Origin of the sequence: Nonomuraea sp. NPDC049607 (assembly GCF_040675375.1) — a bacterium.
Taxonomy (GTDB): domain Bacteria; phylum Actinomycetota; class Actinomycetes; order Streptosporangiales; family Streptosporangiaceae; genus Nonomuraea.
In genome coordinates, this window is sequence record NZ_JBFAOV010000003.1 from 165,553 (window position 1) to 187,902 (window position 22,350).

Here is a 22,350-nt window from a genome sequence, read left to right on the forward strand (position 1 = left end):
GCGCATGGCTGACCAGCGCGCGTCGCCGGGACGTTTCCCGACCGGCGACAAGCACGGCACGCGTGCCGCGGGCCTTTTCGGTCCGCGGTCACCCGCCCTCGCCCGTTCCGCGCCCAGCAGGGATGGGCACGGTGATCTGTCGATGGTTCCGACGCTGCCGGAACCCCTCGCCGAAGCCCCGGTCGCGATCCGGCTCCCTCTTAGGAAGCCCTCCTACCGGCCGCCGACGGCTGCTCAGCCGCGGCGCCCGCCGACCGCTGTGGTGGCACCACAGGGGTCGGGCGCACCAGCCCGAGCGCGACGACCTCGTTGGCGAGGCGCGTGCGGCGGTTGGTGCCCTCAGGAATCCTGAACTTCTGGTACAGCCGCAGCAGGTGTTGCTTGACCGCGGCTTCGGTCACGACCAGGTCGTCGGCGATCTCGCGCGCCGTCGCCGGAGCGACGAACGCCTCGTCGGACAGCGCCGGCCTGCAGAGCGAGGTCAGCACATCGACCTCGCGCCTGGTCAGCTCGGGCGCCGCCGCCCTGCGCAGCTCGACCTCGGGGGTGAAGTCCTCACGGGGGACTCCACCGATGCGACCCCGCGCCGCGCCGAACGAGACGACGTCGCCGTCGTCGAGGACCCTCCGGGCGATCGGCCTGCCGTTCACCCGTGTGCCGTTGCGGGACAGGCCCAGGTCAACGACGTACAGGTAGGGTCCTCGTCTGACGAACTCGGCATGGAGTCGAGACACACTGGGGTCGGTGAGCCGGATGTCCACACCCCGGCCTCTCCCGACCGTCGTGATCTCGGGGCGCAACGGGACCACGTCGCCGGTGTCCTCGATGCGTATGAACGGCCCCTCCACGGCAGTTCCTCCCCAGGTAGCCCGCCGTAACTATTACTACAGCTCCGGCTTACCCAACCGAGGGGATGCGGAATCTCCTTTGCCGAAAGGAGAATCCGTCGTGAAATTGGTCTGGACCTCTGCGGACGGTTTTACCTGCTCACGGGTAGACTTCGGAGGAAGATAAGCGGAGGAATCACTCATGGCGGACAAGCCCACGAAAGGCCTGGCCGATGTCGTCGCCGCGTCCACAGCGCTGAGCGACATCGACGGCAAGGCCGGTCGCCTCTTCTACCGTGGATACGACATCCACGACCTGGCCGGCCGAGCGACGTTCGAGGAGACCGCGTACCTGCTGCAGTACGGCAAGCTGCCCGGCCGGGCGGAGCTGGAGGCGTACGGGGCCGACCTGGCGCAGGGCAGGGAGCTCGGCGCGCTGGTCGCGGCGAACGTCGCCGAGATCGCCGAGAAGCAGAAACCCATGGAGGCGCTCCGCTCGCTCGTCTCCCTCTCCGGCGCCGACGACCCCGACAAGGACTCCACCGCCCCCGACGCCAACCTGCGCAAGGCGGCGCGCCTGACCGCGCAGCAGCCCGTGCTGGTCGCCCGCTACCACGCCGCGCGCACCGGCGGCGCGGTCCCCGAGGCCGACCCCGGGCTGAGCATCGCCGGGAACTTCCTGCTCCAGGTCACCGGCCGCGCCCCCGAGGCGCGCGCGGTCGAGATCTTCGACGAGTGCCTGGTGCTGCACGCCGACCACACGATGAACGCCTCGACGTTCGCCGCCCGCGTCTGCGCCGCGACCCTGTCGGACATGCACTCGGCCATCGTCGCGGCCATCGGCACGCTCAAGGGCCCCCTGCACGGCGGCGCGAACGAGCAGGTCATGAAGACGCTGGAGTCGATCTCGCCGGGCGGGGTGGCCCAGGCCGTACGCGACAAGCTCGCCGCGGGCGAGAAGATCATGGGCTTCGGCCACCGCGTCTACAAGACCGAGGACCCGCGCGCCACGCATCTGCGCCGGATGTCGGCCGAGCTGGCCGAGTCCACCGGCGACGACACCTACTACCGGATGTCCAAGGAGATGGAGGAGGTCGTCTTCGAGACGAAGGGCCTCTATCCGAACGTCGATTTCTACGCGGCGTCCGTCTACCACTACCTTGGCATTCCGACGGACCTGTTCACCCCCGTCTTCTCGATCAGCCGCATGTCCGGCTGGACCGCGCACGTGATCGAGCAGCATGCCGACAACAGGCTGATCCGGCCCGACAGTGAATACATTGGCGAGCGCGATCAGAAGTGGAAGCCAATAGAAGAGCGTTGAGCCGAGAGAACGAACGCGAACGTTGGGGACCGTTCCCGCTGATCCTGGCGGGAGCGGTCGTCACCGTGCTCGTGATCCTGCTGGTGGACCCGCGCTGGGGCGGGTTCGCGCTGGGTGGCGTGCTGATGGTCGCCGCCGCGCTCCGGTTCGCCGGATTCGACGGGCAACTGGCCGTCCGCGACAGGAGGACGGACGTCATCACGCTGACCGCGTTCGGCTTCCTGATGGCCCTGACCTCGCTGGCGCTGTACAACAACGCGTTCAAGGCCTGGCTTCTGTCCCTTTTGGCCGGTTGACGGGACGGTCCGATAGCCTCAACGCATCCATTCATTGAAGGGGAACCATTCGCATGCCCAAGATCAAGGTGGAGGGTCCGGTCGTCGAGCTCGACGGCGACGAGATGACCCGGATCATCTGGCAGTTCATCAAGGACCAGCTGATCCTTCCCTACCTCGACGTCGACCTGAAGTACTACGACCTGGGGATCGAGTACCGTGACTCGACGGACGACCAGGTCACCATCGACGCCGCCAACGCCATCAAGAAGTACGGCGTCGGTGTGAAGTGCGCCACCATCACCCCGGACGAGGCGCGGGTCGAGGAGTTCGGGCTCAAGAAGATGTGGAAGTCCCCCAACGGGACCATCCGCAACATCCTCGGCGGCGTGATCTTCCGTGAGCCGATCATCATGTCGAACGTGCCGCGGCTCGTGCCCGGCTGGACCAAGCCGATCGTCGTCGGCCGTCACGCGTTCGGCGACCAGTACCGCGCCACCGACCTGAAGATCCCCGGCGAGGGCACCCTGACCCTCACGTACACGCCGAAGGACGGCTCCGAGCCGATCGAGATCGACGTGTACGACTTCCCGGGCAGCGGCGTCGCCATGGCGATGTACAACCTCGACGAGTCGATCCGCGACTTCGCCCGCGCCTCCATGCGCTACGGCCTGGCCCGCAACTACCCGGTCTACCTGTCGACGAAGAACACCATCCTCAAGGCGTACGACGGCCGCTTCAAGGACATCTTCGCCGAGGTCTTCGAGACCGAGTTCAAGGCCGACTTCGACAAGGCCGGGCTCACCTACGAGCACCGCCTCATCGACGACATGGTCGCCGCGGCGCTCAAGTGGGAGGGCGGCTACGTCTGGGCCGCCAAGAACTACGACGGCGACGTGCAGTCCGACACCGTCGCGCAGGGCTTCGGCTCGCTCGGCCTGATGACGTCCGTCCTCATGACCCCCGACGGCCAGACCGTCGAGGCCGAGGCCGCCCACGGCACCGTCACCCGCCACTTCCGCGAGCACGAGAAGGGCAACCCCACCTCCACGAACCCGATCGCCTCGATCTTCGCGTGGACGCGTGGCCTGGCCCACCGCGGCAAGCTCGACAACACCCCCGCCGTGACCGACTTCGCCAACAAGCTGGAGCAGGTCTGCATCGAGACCGTCGAGAGCGGTCAGATGACCAAGGACCTCGCCCTGCTGGTCGGCGGCGACGCCAAGTGGCTCACCACCCAGGACTTCCTGGCCGCCCTGGACGAGAACCTCAAGAAGAAGATGTCTGCTTGAGAGACAACGGCCTCTACCTGCGGCTTCGTCGTACGGTAGGGGCCGTTTCGCATGTCTGGCAGTCTGAGCTTCGGGATGACACCTGCTCGTACGAGGGCCGTCTTCCAGGGGACGTTGTTGAAGCTCGGCCGGCACGTCGATGTCCGCGCTGCACGCCGCGTGAGAGAGGTGTCTCTGACCCTGTGGATCAAAGACGCCTCCTTATGACGGTCGCCTCGCAGCAGGCGATCTCCTTGCCGTGACTGCCAGGGTCACGGCTGCTCGGCGGCGGTCTTGATCGAGCCGAGCCGGCGCGTCAGCTCGGCGTGCAGTTTCGCGCTGTTGTAGAAGAGCCCGAGCAGGGAGCCGGCCATGGACTCCTCGGTTCGCAGGAGCGTGGTTCCGTCCTGCCGGGTGGTGATGAGGTGGCGGTGCGCGGCGCGCGAGCCCATCGCGCTGCCGGTCCAGGTGATCTCGCGGAGCGGCTCGACGACGGCGAACCGGGAGCTGATGGTGGTACGGCCGTTGACCCAGGTGAACGGCGTATCCACCGTGACGCCGCCGTCGCCCGCGACGCGCACGTCGCGGATGGCTCGGTCGAATGCCGACCATGCGGTGGGGTCGGCGAGCAGGCCCCAGACCCGCTCAGCCGGTGCGTCGATCACCACCTCGTGCGCGGAGCGGATGGGCGCCTCCTCGTCGATCCGGTGCCGCTTGGCGTAGTTGTTGTGCAGCTCATCCAGCGACGGTCCGCGGTAGCGAATCTCCCGCAACATCTGGGTCCCCCATGCGTGATCACGAGTGGGCTGGGCGTTCGCCAGCCGTTTGCTCCGTCCACTCTCGTCAAGACCCTGGCCTGGATCAACGTAGACTTCACGCCCGTGCCGATAACGCACGGGTTATGACTAGGGGCGGGGCTTGTGGAACTTCGGGACATCGAGATCTTCCTGACGCTGGCCGAGGAGTTGCATTTCGGGCGGGCGGCCGAACGGCTGCACGTGTCCCAGGCCCGTGTCAGCCAGGCCATCAGTCAGCAGGAACGCCGGCTGGGCGGGGAACTGTTCGACCGCTCCAACCGCCGCCAGATCCGCCTCACCCCGCTGGGCCGGCAACTCAGCGACGACCTTCGACCGATCTACACGAGCCTGAACGACAGCTTGGAACGCGCGCGAATGGCCGCCGAAGGCGTCGCCGGTGTGCTCACGCTCGGCAGCATGGGCCCGCAGGGCTGGATGATCCGCGAGATCGTCGATCGGTTCCGCAACCGATGTCCGGCCGTCCGGCTCGTGCATCGCGAACTCAACGTCGTCGACCCGCTCACATCGCTTCGAGCCGGTGAGGTCGACGTGGCCCACCTGTGGCTGCCGGTCGGCGAACCCGACGTCACCACCGGTCCGGTCACCCACACCTCACCGGTCGTCGTCGTCATGGCCGCCACTCATCCGTACGCCGACCGGGAGTCGCTGAGCTTGGAGGACTACGGGGACCTGACCTTCATGGGACACCGATCACCGATCCCGGCATCCATGGAAGAGGCGTTCCAGCCCTTTCACACCCCGTCCGGGCGCCCGGTCGCCCGCGGCCCGGTCATCTCCAACTGGGAGGACGAGCTCAAGGTCATCAGCACTGGACAAGCCGTCGGTGCCGCCGCCGCCGAGGCCACCCGTTTCTATCCTCGACCGGACCTCGCCTATGTCCCCGTGACCGATGCCCCGCCCCTTCGATGAGCTTTCGCCTGGCGCGCCACCGACACCAACCCGCTCATCCGTGCCCTCGCCGAGGCCGTCGACACCCTGCCGCGTCCAGGCTCGCGGCGCTGAAGGACCTGCCGGCGGAGAGCGCATCCACTCATCACAGCAGTCAGTCGGCGAGTCCGCAGGTCGGGGAAAGGGGCTTGCAGTCCCTCAAGAAGATGTCTGTTTGCGGGAGAACGGCCTCTATCTGCGGCTTCGTCGTACGGTAGGGGCCGTCTTGGCCGGCGGGGCGTCGTTCGCGGGGGTTGACGTCCGGGCAGGGGCGATTAGGGTCCATTTAGGAAAGTTTCCTAAAAGAAGCATCCCTCGGTCCTCAGGAGGCGTCCTCGTGCTGTCCAGGAAGTGGGCCACCGGCCTGCCCGCCGCGACCCTGCTCGCCACCGCGCTGCTCGCGGGCCTCGCCCCGGCCGCGCACGCCGTCCCCGACGGCTGCACCACCAGCGTGAACGGCTCGACGGCCGAGAGCCGCTGCACCGGTGGCACGGGGCAGCACCAGATCGCGATCACCGTCCTGCACGTCAACCCCAGCGTCGGGTACGTCTACAACGTCGGCCCATGGGTCTCTCCCGGCCAGGTCTCCGCGGCCACCATCCCGCCCGGCACGATCATCTCCATCCGCGCCAACAAGCGCTGAGACGCGGGCGGCCGCCTCCGGGCGGCGGCTGACCCGCCGCCGAGGCGGGCTACCTGCTCGCCCGGCGCCAGTCGCTCGCGGCGAGGCGGTACAGGACGTGGCGGCGCAGTCGGTGCCCGGGGGGCAGGACGGGGTGGTCGAAGTCCCCGCCAGGGTCGTGGACCATGCCGAGTCGTCGCATGACGGCGCTGGAACGCGTGTTGACCGTGGCCGTGAAGGAGACCACCTCCGCCAGCCCGAGGCGGTCGAAGGCGAAGCCGAGCGCGGCGGCGGCCGCCTCGCTCGCGTAGCCGTGGCCCCACGAGGCCCGGTTCAGCCGCCAGGCGATCTCCGTGGCCGGCATGAAGTCGGCCTCGAAGGTGGGCTGGTTCAGGCCGGTGAAGCCGATGAACTCGCCGGTGTCCAGCCTCTCCAGCGCCCAGCGTCCCCAGCCCTGCCGGGTGATCGCCTCGTCGCTGGCGGCGGCGAACGCGTCGCTCTGCTCGCGGCTGAGCGTGGCGGGGAAGTGTTCCATGACCTCGGGATCGGCGTTGAGCGCCGCGAAGGGCCCGCGATCGGCGGGCAGCCAGGGGCGCAGCAGGAGCCGCTCGGTGCGCAGCTCGACCGGCGGCAGAAGGGTGGAGTCGATCACCGGTGACATCTTATGCGCCGAGCGAGGTGGGGGAGCTCGTACGCTTGGTCCCGTGTTGAGTAGTAACCGGCTGCGTGTCCTGCTTGAGGTGTTCCGGACGGGCAGCATCGCCGGTGCGGCCCGGGTGTTGAAGCTGTCGCCGTCCGCCGTGTCCCACCAGCTGTCGCGGCTGGAGCAGGAGGCGGGGGTCGGGCTGGTCGAGCGCAACGCCCAGAGCCTGCGGCTGACCGAGGCCGGACGCCGCCTGGCCATCCGCGCCCAGGAGGTCGTCGACATCATCGAGGCGGCCGAGAAGGACCTGCTCGCCCAGGCCAGGGTGGACGCCGGCGAGCTGCGCATCGGCTTCTTCGCCTCCGCCGGGTACCGGTTGCTGCCGCTGGCGCTGTCGCGGTTCGCCTCCCGGTATCCCAAGGTGGCGCTCGACCTGGTGGAGGGCCAGCCGTACGAGCTGCTGCCCGATCTGGAACGCGGCGCGCTCGACGTGCTGGTGGTCTTCGAGCACGCGCTCGACCCGTGGCAGTGCCCGGAGGGGGTGGAGGTGGTCCACCTGTTCCACGAGCCGCAGCTCCTGGTGCTGCCGACCGGCCACCCCGCAGCCCAGCGCTCCGGCATCCGGCTCGCGGACCTGGCCGAGGAGCCGTGGATCACCACGTTCGGCGCCGAGCACCCGGTGTCGATCCTCGAACGGGCCAGCACGCTGGAGGGCTTCTCGCCGCGCATCCGCTGCCGCAGCGACCACTACGAGGTCACGATCGGCCTGGTACGGGCCGGGCTCGGCGTCGCGCTGGTGCCGAGCCTCGGCCTGCAGGGCGCGACCGGGCTGCACACCTGCCGCCTGACCACGCCCAACCTGTTCCGCAGGATCGGCGTGGCCAGGCGGCCGACCAATCCGAACCCGGCCGCCCGGTCGTTCCTGGCCTATCTGCGTACGGCCTCGGCCCAGCTCAGGAACTCGCTGGAGCCTTCGCTGCGCTGAGGCGGGCGGCGACGTCCAGGCCGGCTCGCCGTACGGCGGAGGTCAGGTCGTGCTCGCTGCCCGCCGGGCCGTGGGCGAGGACGGCGTAGGCGATGCGGCCGTCCATGATGCCGACGTCGGACCGGACGCCGTCGTCGGTGCCGGTCTTGTTGGCCAGCCAGTCGCCCTCGGGATCGTGCCTGAGCAGGGCCGGGACGAGACCGTGGTCGGTGTTCCTGCGCATCCAGCCGCGCATGAGCGCCTGCCACCCGCCCGGACCGGCGAGGAGCGCGGCCAGGCCGGAGAGCTCGGCCGCGGTGCCGATCGCGAACGTCGGCGGGTCCTGGGGGGTGCGCGGCTCCCTGATGCGGTCGAGCAGCCTGGTCCGCGACAGCCCGAGCGCCGCGGCGGCGGCGTTGACCCGGTCCAGGCCGATCGTGCGCAGCAGCGCGTTCGTGGCGGTGTTGTCGCTGACGGCGGCGGTCAGCACGGCGAGGTCGCCGACCGTCCAGCTGCGCGCCGACAGCGCCGTGAGCAGCCCGGAGCCGCCGCAGTAGTCGTCGTCGTGCAGTGTCACCGGCGTGTCGGGGGCCAGGATGCCGCCCTCGACACTCATCGCCACCTCGGCCAGCAGCAGCAGCTTGCCGACACTGGCCAACGGCAGCTCGGCGTCCTCGTTGACGCCGTGGAACTCGCCCGTCGCCAGATCGCGCGTCGCGACGGCGAGCGTGATGTCGTTCACCGCCCGATGATCCTTCCTGGTCTGTCCTCGGTGAGCCTGTTGTCCTGTACGGCGAGCCGTCCGGCCACGACGACGGCCCTGATGCCGACGGGGGGCAGCAGCGGGTCGGCGTAGGTCGCGCCGTCGGCGACCGTCCCGGGGTCGAAGAGCACCAGGTCGGCGTGCGCCCCGTCGCGTACGACGCCCCTGTCCTCCAGCCCGAACCGGTCGGCCGCCATGCCGGTCATCTTGTGGACGGCGGTCTCCACCGGGAACAGCCCCTGGTCACGGGAGTAGCGGCCGAGCACCCTGGGGAAGGTGCCGGCCAGACGGGGGTGCGGGTGGCCCGGCTTGGGCACGCCGTCCGAGCCGATCATGGCGAACTCGCTCGACAGGACCCGCTGGACGTCGTCCTCGCGCATGGAGTGGCTGATGATCGTCACCTCGCCCTCCTCGGCGAGGAGCAGCTCGGCCGCCGCGTCCACGGGGTCGCCGCCCAGTTCGGCGATCGTACGGCCCTCGGCCTCGGGGTGACGGGTGGCGCAGGCGACCGAGATGCGGTCCCAGCCGCCGTTGCCGACCGTGTTCTCCCAGCCCGGCACGCCCGTCTCGATGGCCGTGCGCATCCGGTCGCGCTGGCCGCGGTCGCGCAGCCGGTCGAGCAGCGCCTCGGTGCCGCCGTCGTTGGCCCACGGGGGGAACATCGCCGACAGGGACGTGCTGCCCTCGGTGTAGGGGTAGACGTCGCAGGTGAGGTCCATGCCCTGGGCGCGCAGCGCGGCGATGCGGGGGAGCGTGCGCAGGGTCTTGCCCCAGGCGTGCTTCCCGGCGGTCTTGTGGTGGCTGACGTGCAGCGCGGCCCCGCTCCGGCGGGCGATCTCGACGGCCTCCTCCAGCGCCTCCTCGACGCGGGACATCTCGTCCCGCAGGTGGGTGACGTACGGCTTGCCGTGCCTGGCCGCGACACGGGCCAGCGCGACCACCTCGGCGGTGTCACCGTACGTGCCCGGGGTGTAGATGAGGCCGGTGGACAGCCCGGCGGCCCCGGCGGCGAGCGCGTCGTCCAGCAGCGCGCACATGGTGTCGAGCTCGGCGGGGGTGGCCGGGCGGTCCTCGTAGCCGAGCACACCGGCCCGGAGGGTGCCGTGGCCGACGAGGGAGGTCAGGTGGTTCGACCGGGGAGCCCGCTCGTGCGCCTCCACGAACCCCTCGTAGTCCTGAAAAATGGGGATGTTGCCGCCAAAGCCGGCCCTGCTGGACCGGCGCAACGCCGGCACCCGCTCGGGCAGCGCCGGGAACAGGCTCGACCCGCAGTTGCCGCAGATCTCCACGGTGACGCCCATGAGCACGGGCGCGGCGGCCAGCTCCCGGCCCGCCTCGCCGAGCAGGGTGACCGCGTCGGAGTGGGTGTGGACGTCGATGAAACCGGGCGCGACCACCAGCCCGGCGGCGTCGATCACCCGCCCTCCGCCGCCGTCGGACGGGCCGCCCCCGGGCAGCAGGACGAGGCGGTCACCGCGGACGCCGACGTCGGCCCGGCGCAGCGGCGAGCCCGTCCCGTCGGCCACGAGGCCGCCGCTGATCAGCATGTCGAGGCTCACGTGGCCGAACCCTTCCCGAGTGGCGAGCCGTTCACAGCACCTGCCCGAGAAAGGCCCGGGTGCGTTCGTGACGTGGCGCGGACAGCACCTCGCGGGGCGGCCCCTCCTCCACGATCACGCCGTCGTCGATGAACACCAGGTGGTCGCCCGCCTCTCTGGCGAAGCCCATCTCGTGGGTCACCACGATCATCGTCATCCCGCTGGCCGCCAGGTCGCGCATGACCTGCAGCACCTCCTGCACCAGCTCGGGGTCGAGCGCGCTGGTCGGCTCGTCGAACAGCATGAGCTTGGGGTCCATGGCCAGGCTGCGCGCGATCGCGACCCGCTGCTGCTGGCCGCCCGAGAGCTGCCGCGGGTAGTGGCCGGCCCGGTCGGCCAGCCCCACCCGGTCGAGCAGCGCCTTCGCCCGCTCGGCCGCCTTCGCCTTCGGCAGGCGCTTGACCGTGCACGGGCCCTCCATGACGTTCTCCAGCGCGGTCATGTGCGGGAACAGGTGGAAGCGCTGGAAGACCATGCCGATCTCCTGGCGCTGGCGGCACAGCTCGTCGGGCCGCAGCAGGTGCAGCTTGCCGCCCTGCTCGCTGAAGCCCATGAGCTTGCCGTCGACCCACACCCGGCCCGCGTCGATCGTCTCCAGCCGGTTGACGCAGCGCAACAGCGTCGACTTGCCGGACCCGGACGGGCCCACCACGCAGACCACCCCGCCGGCCGGCACGTCGAGGCTGACGCCCTTCAGCACCTCAAGCTGGCCGAAGCGCTTCCGGACCGATTCGATCTTCACCATGCTAGTGGCCACGGCTGAACCTCCTCTCCAGAAAGCGCTGGCCGACGGTGGCCACGCTGGTGAGCAGCAAGTACCAGGTGGAGGCGACCACCAGCAGCGCGATCACCTCGAAGTTGTCCAGGTAGATGCGCTGGGAGACGGTCAGCAGCTCCGCGCCGGAGATGACCGAGACCATCGAGGTGGTCTTCAGCATGGAGATGAACTGGTTGCCGGTCGGCGGGATGATCACCCGCATCGCCTGCGGCAGCACGACCCTGCGCAGGATCTGCCGGTGGGACATGCCCAGCGACTCGGCCGCCTCCTGCTGCCCCGGATCGACCGACCGGATGCCGGCGCGGACGATCTCCGCCATGTACGCGCCCTCGTTGATGGTCAGCCCGAGCAGCGCCGCCGTGAACGGCGTGATCAGCTCGTTGGCCGGCCACTGGAGGAACATCGGCCCGCCGAACGGCACGCCGATCCCGATCTCGGGGAAGACCAGGCCGATGTTGAACCAGAAGATGAGCTGCACCAGCAGCGGCGTGCCCCGGAAGAACCAGGTGTAGAGGCCGGCCGCGCCGCGCAGCACCGGGCTGTCGGAGAGCTGCATGACGGCGGCGACCACGCCCAGGGCGACGCCGATGACCATGGACAGCGCGGTGAGCGCGATCGTGATCCACAGGCCGCCGAGCACGCGGCCGTCCAGCAGGAACTCGGAGATCACGTCCCAGTGGAGGTTGGGGTTGACGATGACGGTGTAGGCCAGCCACGCCATCAGCAGCGCCGCGACCACCGCCGCGACGAGCCGCCCCGGTCTGGGCGGCTTCACCGCCTCGATCGGGAGCTCCATCATGCGCCGGTGTTGATCGTGACCTTGGGCACGGCGTTGGCCGTCGTGCCGTACTTCTCCAGGATCTTGCCGTACTCGCCGCTGTCGATCAGTTCCTGGAGCGCCTTGGCGACGGCGTCGCGCAGGCCGGTCTGCTTCTTGTCGATCGCGATGCCCCAGGGGCCGGCGTCGTACTGCTCGGCCAGGACCTCGTACTTGCCGGTCTCCTTGGCGTACATGGCGGCCACGGGGGAGTCGACGATCGTGGCGACGGTGCGGCCGGAGTCGATGGTGAGCAGGCCGGTGGGGGCGTCCTCGCTCTGCATGATCTCCATCTTCTGGGCGCACTTCTCGTTCTGGCGCTTGCCGATCTCCAGGTTGGAGCTGCCCTTGGCCAGGACGACCTTCTTGCCGCACAGGTCTTCGAGGGTCTTGATGCCCTCGGGGTTGCCCTTCTTGACCATGATCGAGCCGCCGGCGTTGAAGTAGTCGACGAAGTCGACGGCCTTGCGGCGCTGTTCGAGGTCGCTGAGCGCGGCCATGGCGATGTCCCACCTGCCGCCCTGGAGGCCGGGGATGAGACCGTCGAAGGAGGCGTTGATGATCCGGGTCTTCAGCCCGAGTCGCTGCCCGACGGCCACGGCCAGGTCGGCGTCGACGCCGGTCATCTCCTGGGTGCCCGGCTTGTACATCTCCATCGGGGGATAACCTTCCGAGGTCGCCATGCGGAGCTCGCCCGACTTCCTGATGGAATCGGGGACGAGATCGCTGGCGCTCTTGCCGGTCGAGGAGGGCGGCGTGGGGGTCGCCGTACCCGAGGTGGACCTCCCGCATCCCGCGCCGAGAGCGCAGGCCGCCACCAGGGCGATGACCAGGTGTGTTCGCATGGCATGTCATCGTGGCCAGGCCGTCAGGCGCCACCAAGCCTCGTGAAGGCATGCGACCCTCAGCAACGAATCCGTCGATGCTCGACCCCGTGAGCCCTCGGGGTTGCTTACGCTCGCCCCTCATGAGTTTGGACATCTGGCCCCAGACCGCCGCATGGCACGACGGGGAGCTGCATCTCGGCGGGATCGGCGCGGTCGAACTGGCCCGGGTGCACGGCACGCCCGCGTACGTGCTGGACGAGGCCGACTTCACCGCCCGCGCCCGCGCCTGGCTGGACGCGCTCCCCGACGGCGACGTGCACTACGGCGGCAAGGCGTTCCTCTGCCCCGAGGTGGTGCGCTGGCTGGACCGGCTGGGCCTGTCGCTCGACGTCTGCACGGGCGGCGAGCTCGCCGTGGCCATGGCCGGCGGGATGCCGCCCGAGCGGGTCGTCTTCCACGGCAACAACAAGTCGGCCGACGAGCTGCGCCGGGCCGTGGCCTGGGGCATCGGCTGCGTGGTCGTCGACTCCTTCACCGAGATCGGCAGGCTGGCCGGGATCGCCGCCTCCCTGGGCGTGCGGCAACGGGTGATGATCAGGGTGACGCCGGGCGTGGACCCGCACACCCACGCCTTCATCGCCACCGGCGGCGAGGACTCCAAGTTCGGCTTCTCGCTCAGCGCCGGCGCCGCGGCGCTCGCGGTGGCGCAGGTGACCGCCGAGCCCTCGCTGGAGCTGTACGGCCTGCACTCCCACATCGGCTCGCAGATCTTCGAGCTGGACGGCTTCGCCACCGCCGCGGCCCGGATGGCCGCCTTCGCCGCCGAGACCGGCGTCACGAGGCTCGACCTGGGCGGCGGCCTCGGCATCGCCTACACGCCGGACGACCCCACCCCGCCCACGCCCGCCGAGCTGGTCGCCGTGCTCAGGAAGGAGACCCAGGGCCTGCACCTGGCCGTCGAGCCGGGCAGGTCCATCGCCGGTCCGTCCACGGTGGCCCTCTACGAGATCGGCACGATCAAGGGCCGGTACGTCAGCGTGAACGGCGGCATGAGCGACAACCCCCGCCCCGGCATGTACGGCGCCGCCTACACCGCCGTGCTGGCCAACCGCGCCTCCGACGCCCCTGCCGGTGCCTTCACCGTGGTCGGCAAGCACTGCGAGAGCGGCGACGTGCTGGTGCGCGACATCGCGCTGCCCGGCGACGTGCGGCCCGGGGACCTGCTCGCCGTACCGGTGTCGGGCGCCTACCAGCGCTCGATGGCGAGCAACTACAACCACGTGCCCCGGCCGCCGGTCGTGGCGGTGCGGGACGGCGAGGCGCGGGCCGTCGTCCGCCGGGAGAGCGAGGAGGACCTGCTGCGGCTCTACCTGTGAGAGCCGCGCCGGCCGGTCAGGACGTGAGCTTGGCGAGATCGGGGGCGTAGGCGGTCATCCAGTGCGGGTGCAGCCGGAAGTAGACGACGTCGTTGTCCCAGTCGAAGGCGTTCTCGCCGTAGAAGTCCTTGAGGTAGGCGAGCAGGTCGGGCCAGTCGGCGGCCGGCTCGCCGTCCTGCGGGTTGAGGATCTCCACCGTGCCGTGGGTGAACACGCCCAGGTCCTCCCCACGCATGTGCGCGACGCTGGCCACCGGACGGGCCGCCAGGTGGCGTGCCTTGGCGGCCCCGCGCGCGGTGCCGAAGACCCACCTGCCGTGCAGGAAGTGGCCGTCCGCGCCGCTGATGCGGGGCTCGCCCTTCGCCGTCACGGTGGACAGGGCGAGGACGCACATGCCGGTCAGGACGCGGGTGAGCTGCTCGGCGTCCAGGGTGCGCTCGGTGACGATCGAGCGCAGGTGCGAGGTGGAGCGGGAGAGTGAGGCGTCGAGGAGCGCCTGAAGCTCTTCGAGCTCCTGCGGGGTTTCACGCATTGAGGTCCTTGTCTGTCCGTACGCACCGGCCCCCGTTCGGCTGGGCCGGCAGGACCATGCTCGGCCGGAAACCCGACACCCTGTGTCATGTTTTCCGGACTCAGGACGAATCTCTGACGCGGGCGGCCTGTTCCTCCTGGACCCCGCGGGCGGTGCGCAGGAAGCCGAGGATCACCGCCAGTTCGTCCGGCCCGTAGCCGTCCAGCGCCCGCGCGCCCGCCAGGCCGACCGGGACGAAGATCTCGGTCTCGGCGGCGCGGGCGGCGTCGGTCGCGCCATCCACAACGGCCGGGTCCGGCCGGTCACCGTCCCGGAGCCGGACGCGTTCCGTCCAGGATGTCGCAGCTGATGGCCCGGATCGCCCGCCGGTTCGGCCTCGGCAGGGAATGACCTTTTCGCAATCCCTGACGCTTCTTTGACGAGGTCGCGGCGTGGCGCAGTTGATCATCTGGGTAAGGCCCAACCTGTAACAGTCGTACGCGTCTCGGGGGGTTCGGATGCGACTGGGTATTTTGACAGGAGCGGGGCTGCTCGCGGTCGCCGTCGTCCTGACCGGGTGCGACTCGCCGCCCGACACAGCCAAGATCACCGACAGCAAGGCCGAGGCCGCGGCCAGGCTGAAGCAGAGCAAGGCGGCCAAGATCGCGCTGGCGCGCAAGGTCAAGGCGAACGAGCTGGGCCAGATCCCGGTGCTGATGTTCCACCGGGTCATCAAGAACCCGGCCACCACCGACGACAGGACTCCGCAGCAGTTCCGCTCGGACCTCGAACGGCTGGTCAAGGAGGACTACGTCCCGATCAGCGCCTCGGAGATGGTGACCGGGAAGATCAACGTCCCGGCGGGCAAGCATCCCGTGGTGCTCACGTTCGACGACTCGTCGCCCTCGCAGCTCACCCTGAACGAGATGGGCGTCCCGCAGCCGGACACCGCCGTGGCGATCCTGCGCGAGGTGGCCGCCAAGCACCCGGGCTTCCGGCCGGCCGCCACCTTCTACGTCACCCGCGACATGTTCGGCAAGACCGTGCGCGAGGAGCAGGCCCAGACGCTGGGCTGGCTCAAGGACAACGGCTTCGACATCGGCAACCACACCCGCGACCACGTCAACCTGCGCGGACGTTCGGAGAAGGAGGTCGAGGACCAGATCGGCGGCATCGCCAAGCAGATCGACGACCTGACCAAGGTCAAGCCGAACTCCATCGCCCTGCCGTACGGCAACCAGCCGAGCAAGAAGGAGTGGGCGCTGCACGGCAAGTTCTACAACCACGCCGGCGCGTTCCTGGCCGGGTACACGCCCGCGCCCTCGCCGTTCAGCAAGGCGTTCGACCCGGGCGGCATCCCGCGGATCCGCGTCATGGAGAAGAAGGGCGACTGCGCCCAGTTCTGCTCGGCGGCCTGGCTCGACTGGCTCAAGAACAACCCGGACATGCGCTACACCTCCGACGGCGACGTCAGCACGGTCGCGTACCCGAAGTTCAAGAACCCGTACCTGCGCAAGTCCTTCACCACCTGGAGCCTGCCCTACTGACGGACGCGCCCGAGCACCACGCCCAGCTCGGCGGGCTGACCGTGAGGGTGTCCTCGTCCTCCCGGCGCAGGAGGGCGGCGAGCCGCCAGCCGGTGGCCAGCCGCGGGGCGACCGTGCGCACGTGCTCGCCCGTCTTCGTGTCGAACAGGGCGACGCCCTGCTGGAGCACGCCGTCGGGGGTGAGCTCCCGGTGCCGTGACGCGATCAGGCGGCCGGAGGGGGACGGCTCGATGGTCCACTCCACGTTGCCCGGCATGGTGTAGCTGCGCAGCAGGTGGCCCTTGGGCGAGTAGACGGCGAACCAGACCGATCTGAGGTGTCCCGGGGAGCGGCGGGAGGGCTCGCCGCTCTTCATGACGAGGCCTTCCGACGTCCATCCGGCCACCTGCCCGCGACCCGGGAGGCGGGTGGCCGTGCTGCGCGCGGCTGCCTGACGGGGAGCCGTTCGACGGTTCCCGTCCGAAGGTCGGCCACGACGTGGGTGTTGTCACTGTCCCTCAGGAAGGCGGCACGCCACTCCGTCCACGTGATCTCCTCGGCCGCGACCAGGAACGTGCACTCTCCCGTTGATCAACCGTAGCGATCGGCAGAGTCGGGATGCCAGGTTGGAAGCAGGATTTCCTGATGGACCCGATGCCGGCGGGAGGCCGTCGGCGGCCTGATCCATAAGCAGTCAAGACTGTAGTTACAGGGTCCGAATGGACGCTGTGTACGGGCTTTGTGTAAAAACCGGTGAGTCACGAACGGTTAACGGATCCCTGGGAAGTTGCTGAGCGTCGTAAAGTTTGCGTGGTTGGGGTTCAGTGAACGTGGGGAAGACGAATGCCGCAGATCGCGCCGCTGGTGGCCGGCGATCCAGCGCTGCTGGGTTCGTTCCGGCTGTCCGGACGGGTCGGCGAAGGCGGCCAGGGGATCGTCTACCTGGGCGTCAACGAGCAGGGTGAGCGCGCCGCGATCAAGCTGCTGCACGTGAAGTTCAGCGGTGACACGATCGCCAGGTCGCGTTTCGCCCGGGAGCTGAAGGCGGCGCAGCGGGTGGCCTCCTTCTGCACCGCGCGGGTGATGGAGGCCGACCTCGACGGCGACACGCCGTACATCGCGAGCGAGTACATCGACGGGCGGGCGCTGCGCGACATCGTCGAGACCGACGGCCCGCTCAGCGGCACGGTCCTCGACCGGCTGGCCATCGGCACCGCCACCGCGCTCACCGCCATCCACCACGCCTCGATCGTCCACCGGGACTTCAAGCCCGACAACGTGCTCATCGCCGCCGACGGGCCGCGCGTGGTCGACTTCGGCATCGCCCGCATCATCGACTCGACCGGCACGATCACCAGCCGCGCGATCGGCACGCCCGCGTACATGGCGCCCGAGCAGATCGCCGGCGACGACATCGGGCCCTTCACGGACGTGTTCGCCTGGGGGGCGACCATGGCCTTCGCCGCCACCGGGAAGGCGGCCTTCGAGGGCAAGTCGATCGCGGTGGTGCTCAACCGCATCCTGAACCACGAGGTCGACGTGGAGATGATGCACGAGCCGCTGCGGGGGGTGGTGCGTTCGGCGCTGGCCAAGTCGCCCGACGAGCGGCCCTCGGCCGACCAGCTCCTGCTGCGCCTGCTCGGCCAGACCGGCACGGCCGCCGGCGCCTCGACGGCGGTGCTGACCAGGGGCGTGCAGGTGGCCGGTGACGACACCACGCCGTTCACCCGGGTGTCGGCGACGTCCATCACCGAACGGCCCGTCACGCAGGCCACGGGTCACCCCGTCCACCCCGCCGACCCCGCCGCCTCCGGCCGTCCGCCGACCGGCACGGCCCCCGGCCACGACCGTACGACCGGGCAGCAGGTCCGCCATGACCGCATGACCGGGCAGAGCCGGTCGGGCCCGCCGGTGACCGCGCCCCCCGGCCCGGTGACCGGTTCGGTGACCGGTTCGGCGAGCGGCCCGATGACCGGCTCGGCGGCGGGTCACATGACCGGGACCGGGAGCCACGCGACCGGGACCGGTGGCGCGGGGCAGGTGGAGACGACGCCCCCCGGCCAGGGCCCCGCGCCGCGGCCCCTTGACGAGCCCGTGCCGTCCGGCGGCCGGCGGCGGCTCAAGGTGTGGCTCGCGCTGGCCGCCGCGCTCGTCATGCTGGTGGTCGTCGCCGTCGCTGCGATGGCGAACGGCTGGTCGCCGCTGGCGTTCAAGGGTGAGGTCGTGACCCCTTCGACGACGGGCAAGAAGACCCAGCGGCCCCCCACGTTCGCCTCGGTGGTGGACAAGGTCGCCCAGACCGGCAAGATCGTCATCGGTGTGAAGGCCGACCTGCCGGGCGTCGGCCTGCAGAACGGCGACGAGTTCACCGGCTTCGACGTCGAGGTGGCCAAGCTGGTGGCCGCGGCGCTCGGGGCGGAGGAGACCAGGTTCGCCCGGGTCGGCCGGAACGACCGGGCGGCCGCGCTGGCCGAGGGCAGGGTCGACCTGGTCGTCGCCACGTACTCGGTGGACAAGAGCGAGACCCGGTTCGCCGGGCCGTACTACGTGGCCCACCGCGACGTGCTGGTCCGCGCCGGCACCGGCATCGACTCGCTGGACGACCTCAAGGGCAGGAAGATCTGCGCGCTCGACACCCCGACGGTCGGCGAGGTGCAGGACAGGGTGAAGGTCGAGCCCGTGACCGCCGCCAACTACGCGGAATGCATGGACCTGCTCAGGAACGGCAAGGTCGACGCGGTGCCCGGCGAGGACCTGATCCTGGCCGGGTTCGCCAGCCGGGAGAACCTGCGCTACAAGATCATCGGTGCCAAGCTGGACAACGAGCGGTACGCGGTCGGCATACGGGGCGGCGACACCAAGACCTGCGCCGCGGTCAAGGGGGTCATCGCCGACCTCTACCGCACGGGCACCATCAAGAAGCTCCTGAACAGCCACTTCGACAAGGTCGACTTCCAGCCCGAGCTGAAGGTGCCCGCGATGGAGCCCTGCGGATGACGAGCGGTAACATCCGAAAGTCCAACGAATTCATCCTGTGAGTTAGGGGAAGGCCATGGCCACGCCCGTCAAGGTAACCGTCACCGGGGCCGCCGGTCAGATCGGCTACGCACTGCTGTTCCGCATCGCGTCGGGACAGCTGCTCGGCGCTGACGTCCCGGTCAAGCTGAGCCTGCTGGAGATCCCGCAGGCGGTGAAGGCGGCCGAGGGCACCGCCATGGAGCTCGACGACTGCGCGTTCCCGCTGCTGTCCGGCATCGAGATCACCGACGACGCCAACGTCGCCTTCGCCGGCGCCAACGTCGCCCTGCTGGTCGGCGCCATGCCGCGCAAGGCCGGCATGGAGCGCGGCGACCTGCTCGGCGCCAACGGCGGCATCTTCGGCCCGCAGGGCAAGGCGATCAACGAGCACGCCGCCGACGACATCAGGGTCCTGGTCGTGGGCAACCCGGCCAACACCAACGCGCTCATCGCCCAGCAGAACGCGCCCGACGTCCCGGCCGAGCGCTTCACCGCGATGACCCGCCTCGACCACAACCGCGCGCTGTCCCAGCTCGCCGCCAAGCTCCAGGTCCCGGTCACCGAGATCAAGAAGATGACCATCTGGGGCAACCACTCCGCCACCCAGTACCCCGACCTGTACCACGCCGAGGTCGGCGGCAAGGTCGCGGCCGAGCAGGTCGACGGCGAGTGGCTGCGCGAGACGTTCATCCCGACGGTCGCCAAGCGCGGCGCCGCCATCATCGAGGCCCGTGGCGCCTCCTCGGCCGCCTCGGCCGCCAACGCCGCGATCGACCACGTGTACGACTGGGTCAACGGCACCGAGTGGACCTCGGCCGCCGTCGTCTCCGACGGCTCGTACGGCGTGCCGGAGGGGCTCATCTCGTCCTTCCCGGTGCGTTCGGTCAACGGCCGGTACGAGATCATCCAGGGCCTGGAGATCGACTCCTTCTCCCGCGAGCGCATCGACGCCAGCGTGGGCGAGCTGACCGAGGAGCGCGACGCGGTCCGCGAGCTCGGCCTCATCTGAACCCGGCGCGACACCACGGACGCGCGTCCCCGGCTCAGCGGGGGCGCGCGTCCGTCGTCATGAGGGGGAGGGCGGCGGCGCGGGTGTGCTCGGCCCAGCGGGCCACCGGCGGCACGGCGAGCCCGGCCGCCAGGAACAGCCCGCCGAACAGCAGCCAGCCCGGCAGCCCCCAGCCCACGATGACCGTGGTCATGACGGCCGGCACGACGATGTTGGCCACCTGCTGGCCCATCCCGTACAGGCCCTGGTACTGGCCGATGGCCTGCGGCGGGGCCAGCTCGTACGACAGGCCCCAGGAGCCGGCGGCCTGAAGCAGCTCACCGAAGACGTGCAGCAGCGCGCCGCCGAACAGGGCGACCAGCGCCACCCAGACCGGCTGCCCGGCGGCCAGGGCCAGCAGCACGCAGGCCAGCAGCAGGAACACGCCCGAGCGGCGCTGGGCGCGGGCCGCGCCGGCCGCGTCGTCGGTGCCGCGGCTGAGCCGCACCTGAAGGAGCGTGACGGTGACGGTGTTGACCATGGCGACCGCGGCGACCGTCCAGGTGGGCGCGGACGTGCGGCCGGCCACCCAGAGCGGGATCGCGATGGTGAGCAGCCCGTTCTGCATGAACAGCACGGCGTTGAGCAGCGCCAGCACCGCGTACGGCCGGTCGCGCAGCACGATCCAGACCGGCTCGCCCGCCTTCCGCCGGACCGGCGCGACCGACGGCACCCGGAGCGTCAGGGCCGCGCTCCCGAGGTAGCAGAGCGCGCAGCCGAAGATCATCCCCAGGTACACCGGCCTGCTGTCGAAGTGCAGTGCCGCGCCCGCGCCGAGCCCGCCGACCGACCAGCCGACGTTGGTCACCGCCCGCAGGTACGCCCGCACCCGCACCCGGTCGGGCCCCGGCACCGCGCCCCCGACCAGCGCCGCCCGCGCGGTGCCCTCCGCGGCCTCGGCGAACGTCACCAGGGCGGCCACCACGACGAACCCGGCGAACCCCGACACCAGCGCGTACACCGGCACCAGCAGCCCACCCGCGGCGGAGAAGGCGATCTGCACCCGGCGCGGCCCGGCCAGGTCGGCCAGCCGCCCTGCGGGCAGCCCGGCGGTGAGCCCGACGGCCGCGGCGATCGTCATCCCCAGCCCGATCTCGCCGTCCGACAGGCCGACCGAGAGCTTGAAGAACAGCACGCTCACGGTGACGAACAGGCCGCGGCCGACGGAACGCAGGAGTGTGGCGTAGGTGAGCGCGCGGACGGGCCGGCTCTCGGGGAGGAGTGACACGGCGGAACACGCTACTGGTCACCCGGAATCTCCTGTTCGTCCACCCCCGGGCAGGAGGGGACGGGCTGGGCGGCCGGCGCGGGCTGGGAGGTCGCGAAGATCACCCCGGCTGCCGCGGCGAGGCTGCCCAGCAGGATGAGGGCACCAAAGACCAGCTTCGTGACCCTTGGTGAAAAGCTCCTCACATTTGGGTATCACAGCACATACTCGCCACCCACATCAGGCGTTCCCGGAAAGTGCCGTCCACGCGTCGGAGACGATGTCGCGCAGCGCCGCCCGCTCCGCCTTCCAGCCCAGGTCGCTCTGGATGCGCGCGGACGAGGCCACCAGGACGGCCGGGTCGCCGGGCCGCCGGTCACCGACGACGACCGGGATCTCGTGGCCGGTGACCTCGCGGCAGACCGAGATCACCTCCTGCACGCTGAACCCGGTGCCGCTGCCCAGGTTGTAGATCTTGTGCTCGCCCTCGGCGATCGCCTCCAGGGCCAGCAGGTGCGCCCGCGCCAGGTCGCTGACGTGCACGTAGTCGCGCACGCAGGTGCCGTCGGCAGTGGGGTAGTCGGTGCCGAACACGCTCACCGAGTCGCGCTCGCCGGTGGCGACCTTGAGCACGTTCGGGATGAGGTGGGTCTCGACCGTGTGCCGCTCGCGGAAGCGGCCGTAGGCGCCGGCCACGTTGAAGTAACGCAGGCTCACCGCGCCGAGCCCGCGGATGCCCGCGTAGGCGCTCAGGGCGGTGTCCACGGCCAGTTTGGAGGCGCCGTAGGGGTTGGTCGGGCGCGTCGGGTCGCTCTCCTCGACGGGGGAGCGCTCGGGCTCGCCGTACGTGGCCGCCGTGGAGGAGAAGACGATCCTGCGCACGCCCTTGTCGCGCATGGCGTCGAGCAGGGCCAGGGTGCCGCCGAGGTTGTTGGCCCAGTAGAGGCCCGGCTTCGCCACCGACTCGCCCACCAGGGACTTGGCCGCGAAGTGCAGCACGGCGTCGATGCCGTCGAGCGCGTCGTGGGCGTTCGTGATCGACTCGCGGACGAACCGGGCGCCCTCGGGCACCGCGTCCTCGTGGCCCGTGGACAGGTCGTCGAGCACGGTCACCTCGTGCCCCGCCTCGACGAGCTGCGCGGCGACGACGCTGCCGACGTACCCGGCGCCTCCGGTGACCAACAGCCTCATGTTCACTCCTGTTTACATA

Annotated in this window: 23 protein-coding genes; 10 read left to right on the top strand and 13 right to left on the bottom strand. The window is 70.3% G+C overall.

Going from position 1 to position 22,350, the window contains the following annotated elements; all coding sequences use genetic code 11:
* Window positions 1-200 precede the first annotated feature (200 nt).
* Window positions 201-848: an FHA domain-containing protein gene (locus AB0J97_RS08060; RefSeq protein WP_125644444.1), complete on the bottom strand. Its 648-nt coding sequence runs from the start codon at window positions 846-848 to the stop codon at window positions 201-203.
* Between the two features lie 181 nt (window positions 849-1,029).
* Here AB0J97_RS08060 and AB0J97_RS08065 point away from each other — a divergent pair, with 181 nt between their 5' ends.
* Genes AB0J97_RS08065 through AB0J97_RS08075 form a run of 3 tightly spaced genes read left to right on the top strand, consistent with a single transcriptional unit; the run spans window position 1,030 to window position 3,718 of the window.
* Window positions 1,030-2,151, top strand: coding sequence for a citrate/2-methylcitrate synthase (locus AB0J97_RS08065; protein WP_364086063.1), 1,122 nt, complete (start codon window positions 1,030-1,032; stop codon window positions 2,149-2,151).
* Entirely contained in the window at window positions 2,148-2,447 is a 300-nt protein-coding gene (locus tag AB0J97_RS08070; protein WP_357707760.1) for a DUF3017 domain-containing protein, read from the top strand. Before AB0J97_RS08065 ends, AB0J97_RS08070 begins: the two co-directional genes overlap by 4 nt.
* Before the next feature lie 53 nt (window positions 2,448-2,500).
* Window positions 2,501-3,718, top strand: a complete 1,218-nt coding sequence (locus AB0J97_RS08075) for an NADP-dependent isocitrate dehydrogenase (protein WP_364086066.1) — start codon at window positions 2,501-2,503, stop codon at window positions 3,716-3,718.
* Between the two features lie 251 nt (window positions 3,719-3,969).
* On the opposite strand, the gene AB0J97_RS08080 is transcribed toward AB0J97_RS08075, so the two are convergent.
* Entirely contained in the window at window positions 3,970-4,473 is a 504-nt protein-coding gene (locus tag AB0J97_RS08080) for an SRPBCC family protein (protein ID WP_364086068.1), read from the bottom strand.
* A 144-nt stretch (window positions 4,474-4,617) separates the two neighbouring features.
* Between AB0J97_RS08080 and AB0J97_RS08085 the strand changes: the two genes are divergently transcribed.
* Window positions 4,618-5,424, top strand: coding sequence for a LysR family transcriptional regulator (locus AB0J97_RS08085; protein ID WP_364086070.1), 807 nt, complete (start codon window positions 4,618-4,620; stop codon window positions 5,422-5,424).
* 355 nt (window positions 5,425-5,779) lie between these two features.
* Entirely contained in the window at window positions 5,780-6,085 is a 306-nt protein-coding gene (locus tag AB0J97_RS08090; protein ID WP_364086072.1) for a hypothetical protein, read from the top strand.
* Window positions 6,086-6,134: 49 nt separating this feature from the next.
* Here the strand turns inward: AB0J97_RS08090 and AB0J97_RS08095 are convergent, their stop codons facing one another.
* Window positions 6,135-6,716, bottom strand: coding sequence for a GNAT family N-acetyltransferase (locus AB0J97_RS08095; protein WP_364086074.1), 582 nt, complete (start codon window positions 6,714-6,716; stop codon window positions 6,135-6,137).
* Between the two features lie 52 nt (window positions 6,717-6,768).
* Between AB0J97_RS08095 and AB0J97_RS08100 the strand changes: the two genes are divergently transcribed.
* On the top strand, window positions 6,769-7,692 hold the full coding sequence (locus AB0J97_RS08100; RefSeq protein WP_357707743.1) for a LysR family transcriptional regulator: 924 nt from the start codon (window positions 6,769-6,771) through the stop codon (window positions 7,690-7,692).
* Here the strand turns inward: AB0J97_RS08100 and AB0J97_RS08105 are convergent.
* Genes AB0J97_RS08105 through AB0J97_RS08125 form a run of 5 tightly spaced genes read right to left on the bottom strand, consistent with a single transcriptional unit; the run spans window position 7,661 to window position 12,472 of the window.
* On the bottom strand, window positions 7,661-8,413 hold the full coding sequence (locus AB0J97_RS08105) for a serine hydrolase (RefSeq protein WP_364086077.1): 753 nt from the start codon (window positions 8,411-8,413) through the stop codon (window positions 7,661-7,663). The genes AB0J97_RS08100 and AB0J97_RS08105 overlap by 32 nt on opposite strands.
* A complete protein-coding gene (locus tag AB0J97_RS08110; RefSeq protein ID WP_364086079.1) occupies window positions 8,410-9,993 on the bottom strand; it encodes an amidohydrolase family protein in 1,584 nt (527 codons plus the stop codon). Before AB0J97_RS08110 ends, AB0J97_RS08105 begins: the two co-directional genes overlap by 4 nt.
* Window positions 9,994-10,024: 31 nt before the next feature.
* Window positions 10,025-10,777 carry an amino acid ABC transporter ATP-binding protein gene (locus tag AB0J97_RS08115; RefSeq protein WP_357707809.1) on the bottom strand — a complete coding sequence of 251 codons (753 nt, stop codon included), beginning with the start codon at window positions 10,775-10,777 and terminating at the stop codon, window positions 10,025-10,027.
* Window position 10,778: 1 nt separating this feature from the next.
* Window positions 10,779-11,609, bottom strand: coding sequence for an amino acid ABC transporter permease (locus AB0J97_RS08120; protein WP_364086081.1), 831 nt, complete (start codon window positions 11,607-11,609; stop codon window positions 10,779-10,781).
* A complete protein-coding gene (locus AB0J97_RS08125; RefSeq protein WP_357707736.1) occupies window positions 11,606-12,472 on the bottom strand; it encodes an ABC transporter substrate-binding protein in 867 nt (288 codons plus the stop codon). Before AB0J97_RS08125 ends, AB0J97_RS08120 begins: the two co-directional genes overlap by 4 nt.
* Before the next feature lie 122 nt (window positions 12,473-12,594).
* Between AB0J97_RS08125 and lysA the strand changes: the two genes are divergently transcribed.
* Window positions 12,595-13,830: a diaminopimelate decarboxylase gene (gene lysA / locus AB0J97_RS08130; protein ID WP_364086084.1), complete on the top strand. Its 1,236-nt coding sequence runs from the start codon at window positions 12,595-12,597 to the stop codon at window positions 13,828-13,830.
* A 16-nt stretch (window positions 13,831-13,846) separates the two neighbouring features.
* Here lysA and AB0J97_RS08135 read toward each other — a convergent pair whose 3' ends face one another.
* Complete coding sequence (locus tag AB0J97_RS08135) at window positions 13,847-14,362, bottom strand: pyridoxamine 5'-phosphate oxidase family protein (protein WP_364086087.1); 516 nt, start codon at window positions 14,360-14,362, stop codon at window positions 13,847-13,849.
* A gap of 100 nt (window positions 14,363-14,462) precedes the next feature.
* Window positions 14,463-14,645, bottom strand: coding sequence for a hypothetical protein (locus tag AB0J97_RS08140; protein ID WP_364086089.1), 183 nt, complete (start codon window positions 14,643-14,645; stop codon window positions 14,463-14,465).
* A gap of 214 nt (window positions 14,646-14,859) precedes the next feature.
* Here AB0J97_RS08140 and AB0J97_RS08145 point away from each other — a divergent pair, with 214 nt between their 5' ends.
* Window positions 14,860-15,888 carry a polysaccharide deacetylase family protein gene (locus tag AB0J97_RS08145; RefSeq protein WP_364086091.1) on the top strand — a complete coding sequence of 343 codons (1,029 nt, stop codon included), beginning with the start codon at window positions 14,860-14,862 and terminating at the stop codon, window positions 15,886-15,888.
* On the opposite strand, the gene AB0J97_RS08150 is transcribed toward AB0J97_RS08145, so the two are convergent.
* Window positions 15,863-16,243, bottom strand: a complete 381-nt coding sequence (locus AB0J97_RS08150) for a hypothetical protein (protein WP_364086093.1) — start codon at window positions 16,241-16,243, stop codon at window positions 15,863-15,865. The genes AB0J97_RS08145 and AB0J97_RS08150 overlap by 26 nt on opposite strands.
* Before the next feature lie 467 nt (window positions 16,244-16,710).
* Between AB0J97_RS08150 and AB0J97_RS08155 the strand changes: the two genes are divergently transcribed.
* Together AB0J97_RS08155 and AB0J97_RS08160 are read left to right on the top strand one after the other, a co-directional pair.
* Window positions 16,711-18,864: a transporter substrate-binding domain-containing protein gene (locus AB0J97_RS08155; RefSeq protein ID WP_364086096.1), complete on the top strand. Its 2,154-nt coding sequence runs from the start codon at window positions 16,711-16,713 to the stop codon at window positions 18,862-18,864.
* A 55-nt stretch (window positions 18,865-18,919) separates the two neighbouring features.
* Window positions 18,920-19,894 carry a malate dehydrogenase gene (locus AB0J97_RS08160; RefSeq protein ID WP_357707730.1) on the top strand — a complete coding sequence of 325 codons (975 nt, stop codon included), beginning with the start codon at window positions 18,920-18,922 and terminating at the stop codon, window positions 19,892-19,894.
* A gap of 34 nt (window positions 19,895-19,928) precedes the next feature.
* Here AB0J97_RS08160 and AB0J97_RS08165 read toward each other — a convergent pair whose 3' ends face one another.
* Complete coding sequence (locus AB0J97_RS08165) at window positions 19,929-21,161, bottom strand: MFS transporter (protein ID WP_364086098.1); 1,233 nt, start codon at window positions 21,159-21,161, stop codon at window positions 19,929-19,931.
* Between the two features lie 219 nt (window positions 21,162-21,380).
* Window positions 21,381-22,331: a UDP-glucose 4-epimerase GalE gene (gene galE, locus AB0J97_RS08170; protein WP_364086101.1), complete on the bottom strand. Its 951-nt coding sequence runs from the start codon at window positions 22,329-22,331 to the stop codon at window positions 21,381-21,383.
* Between the last annotated feature and the right edge of the window lie 19 nt (window positions 22,332-22,350).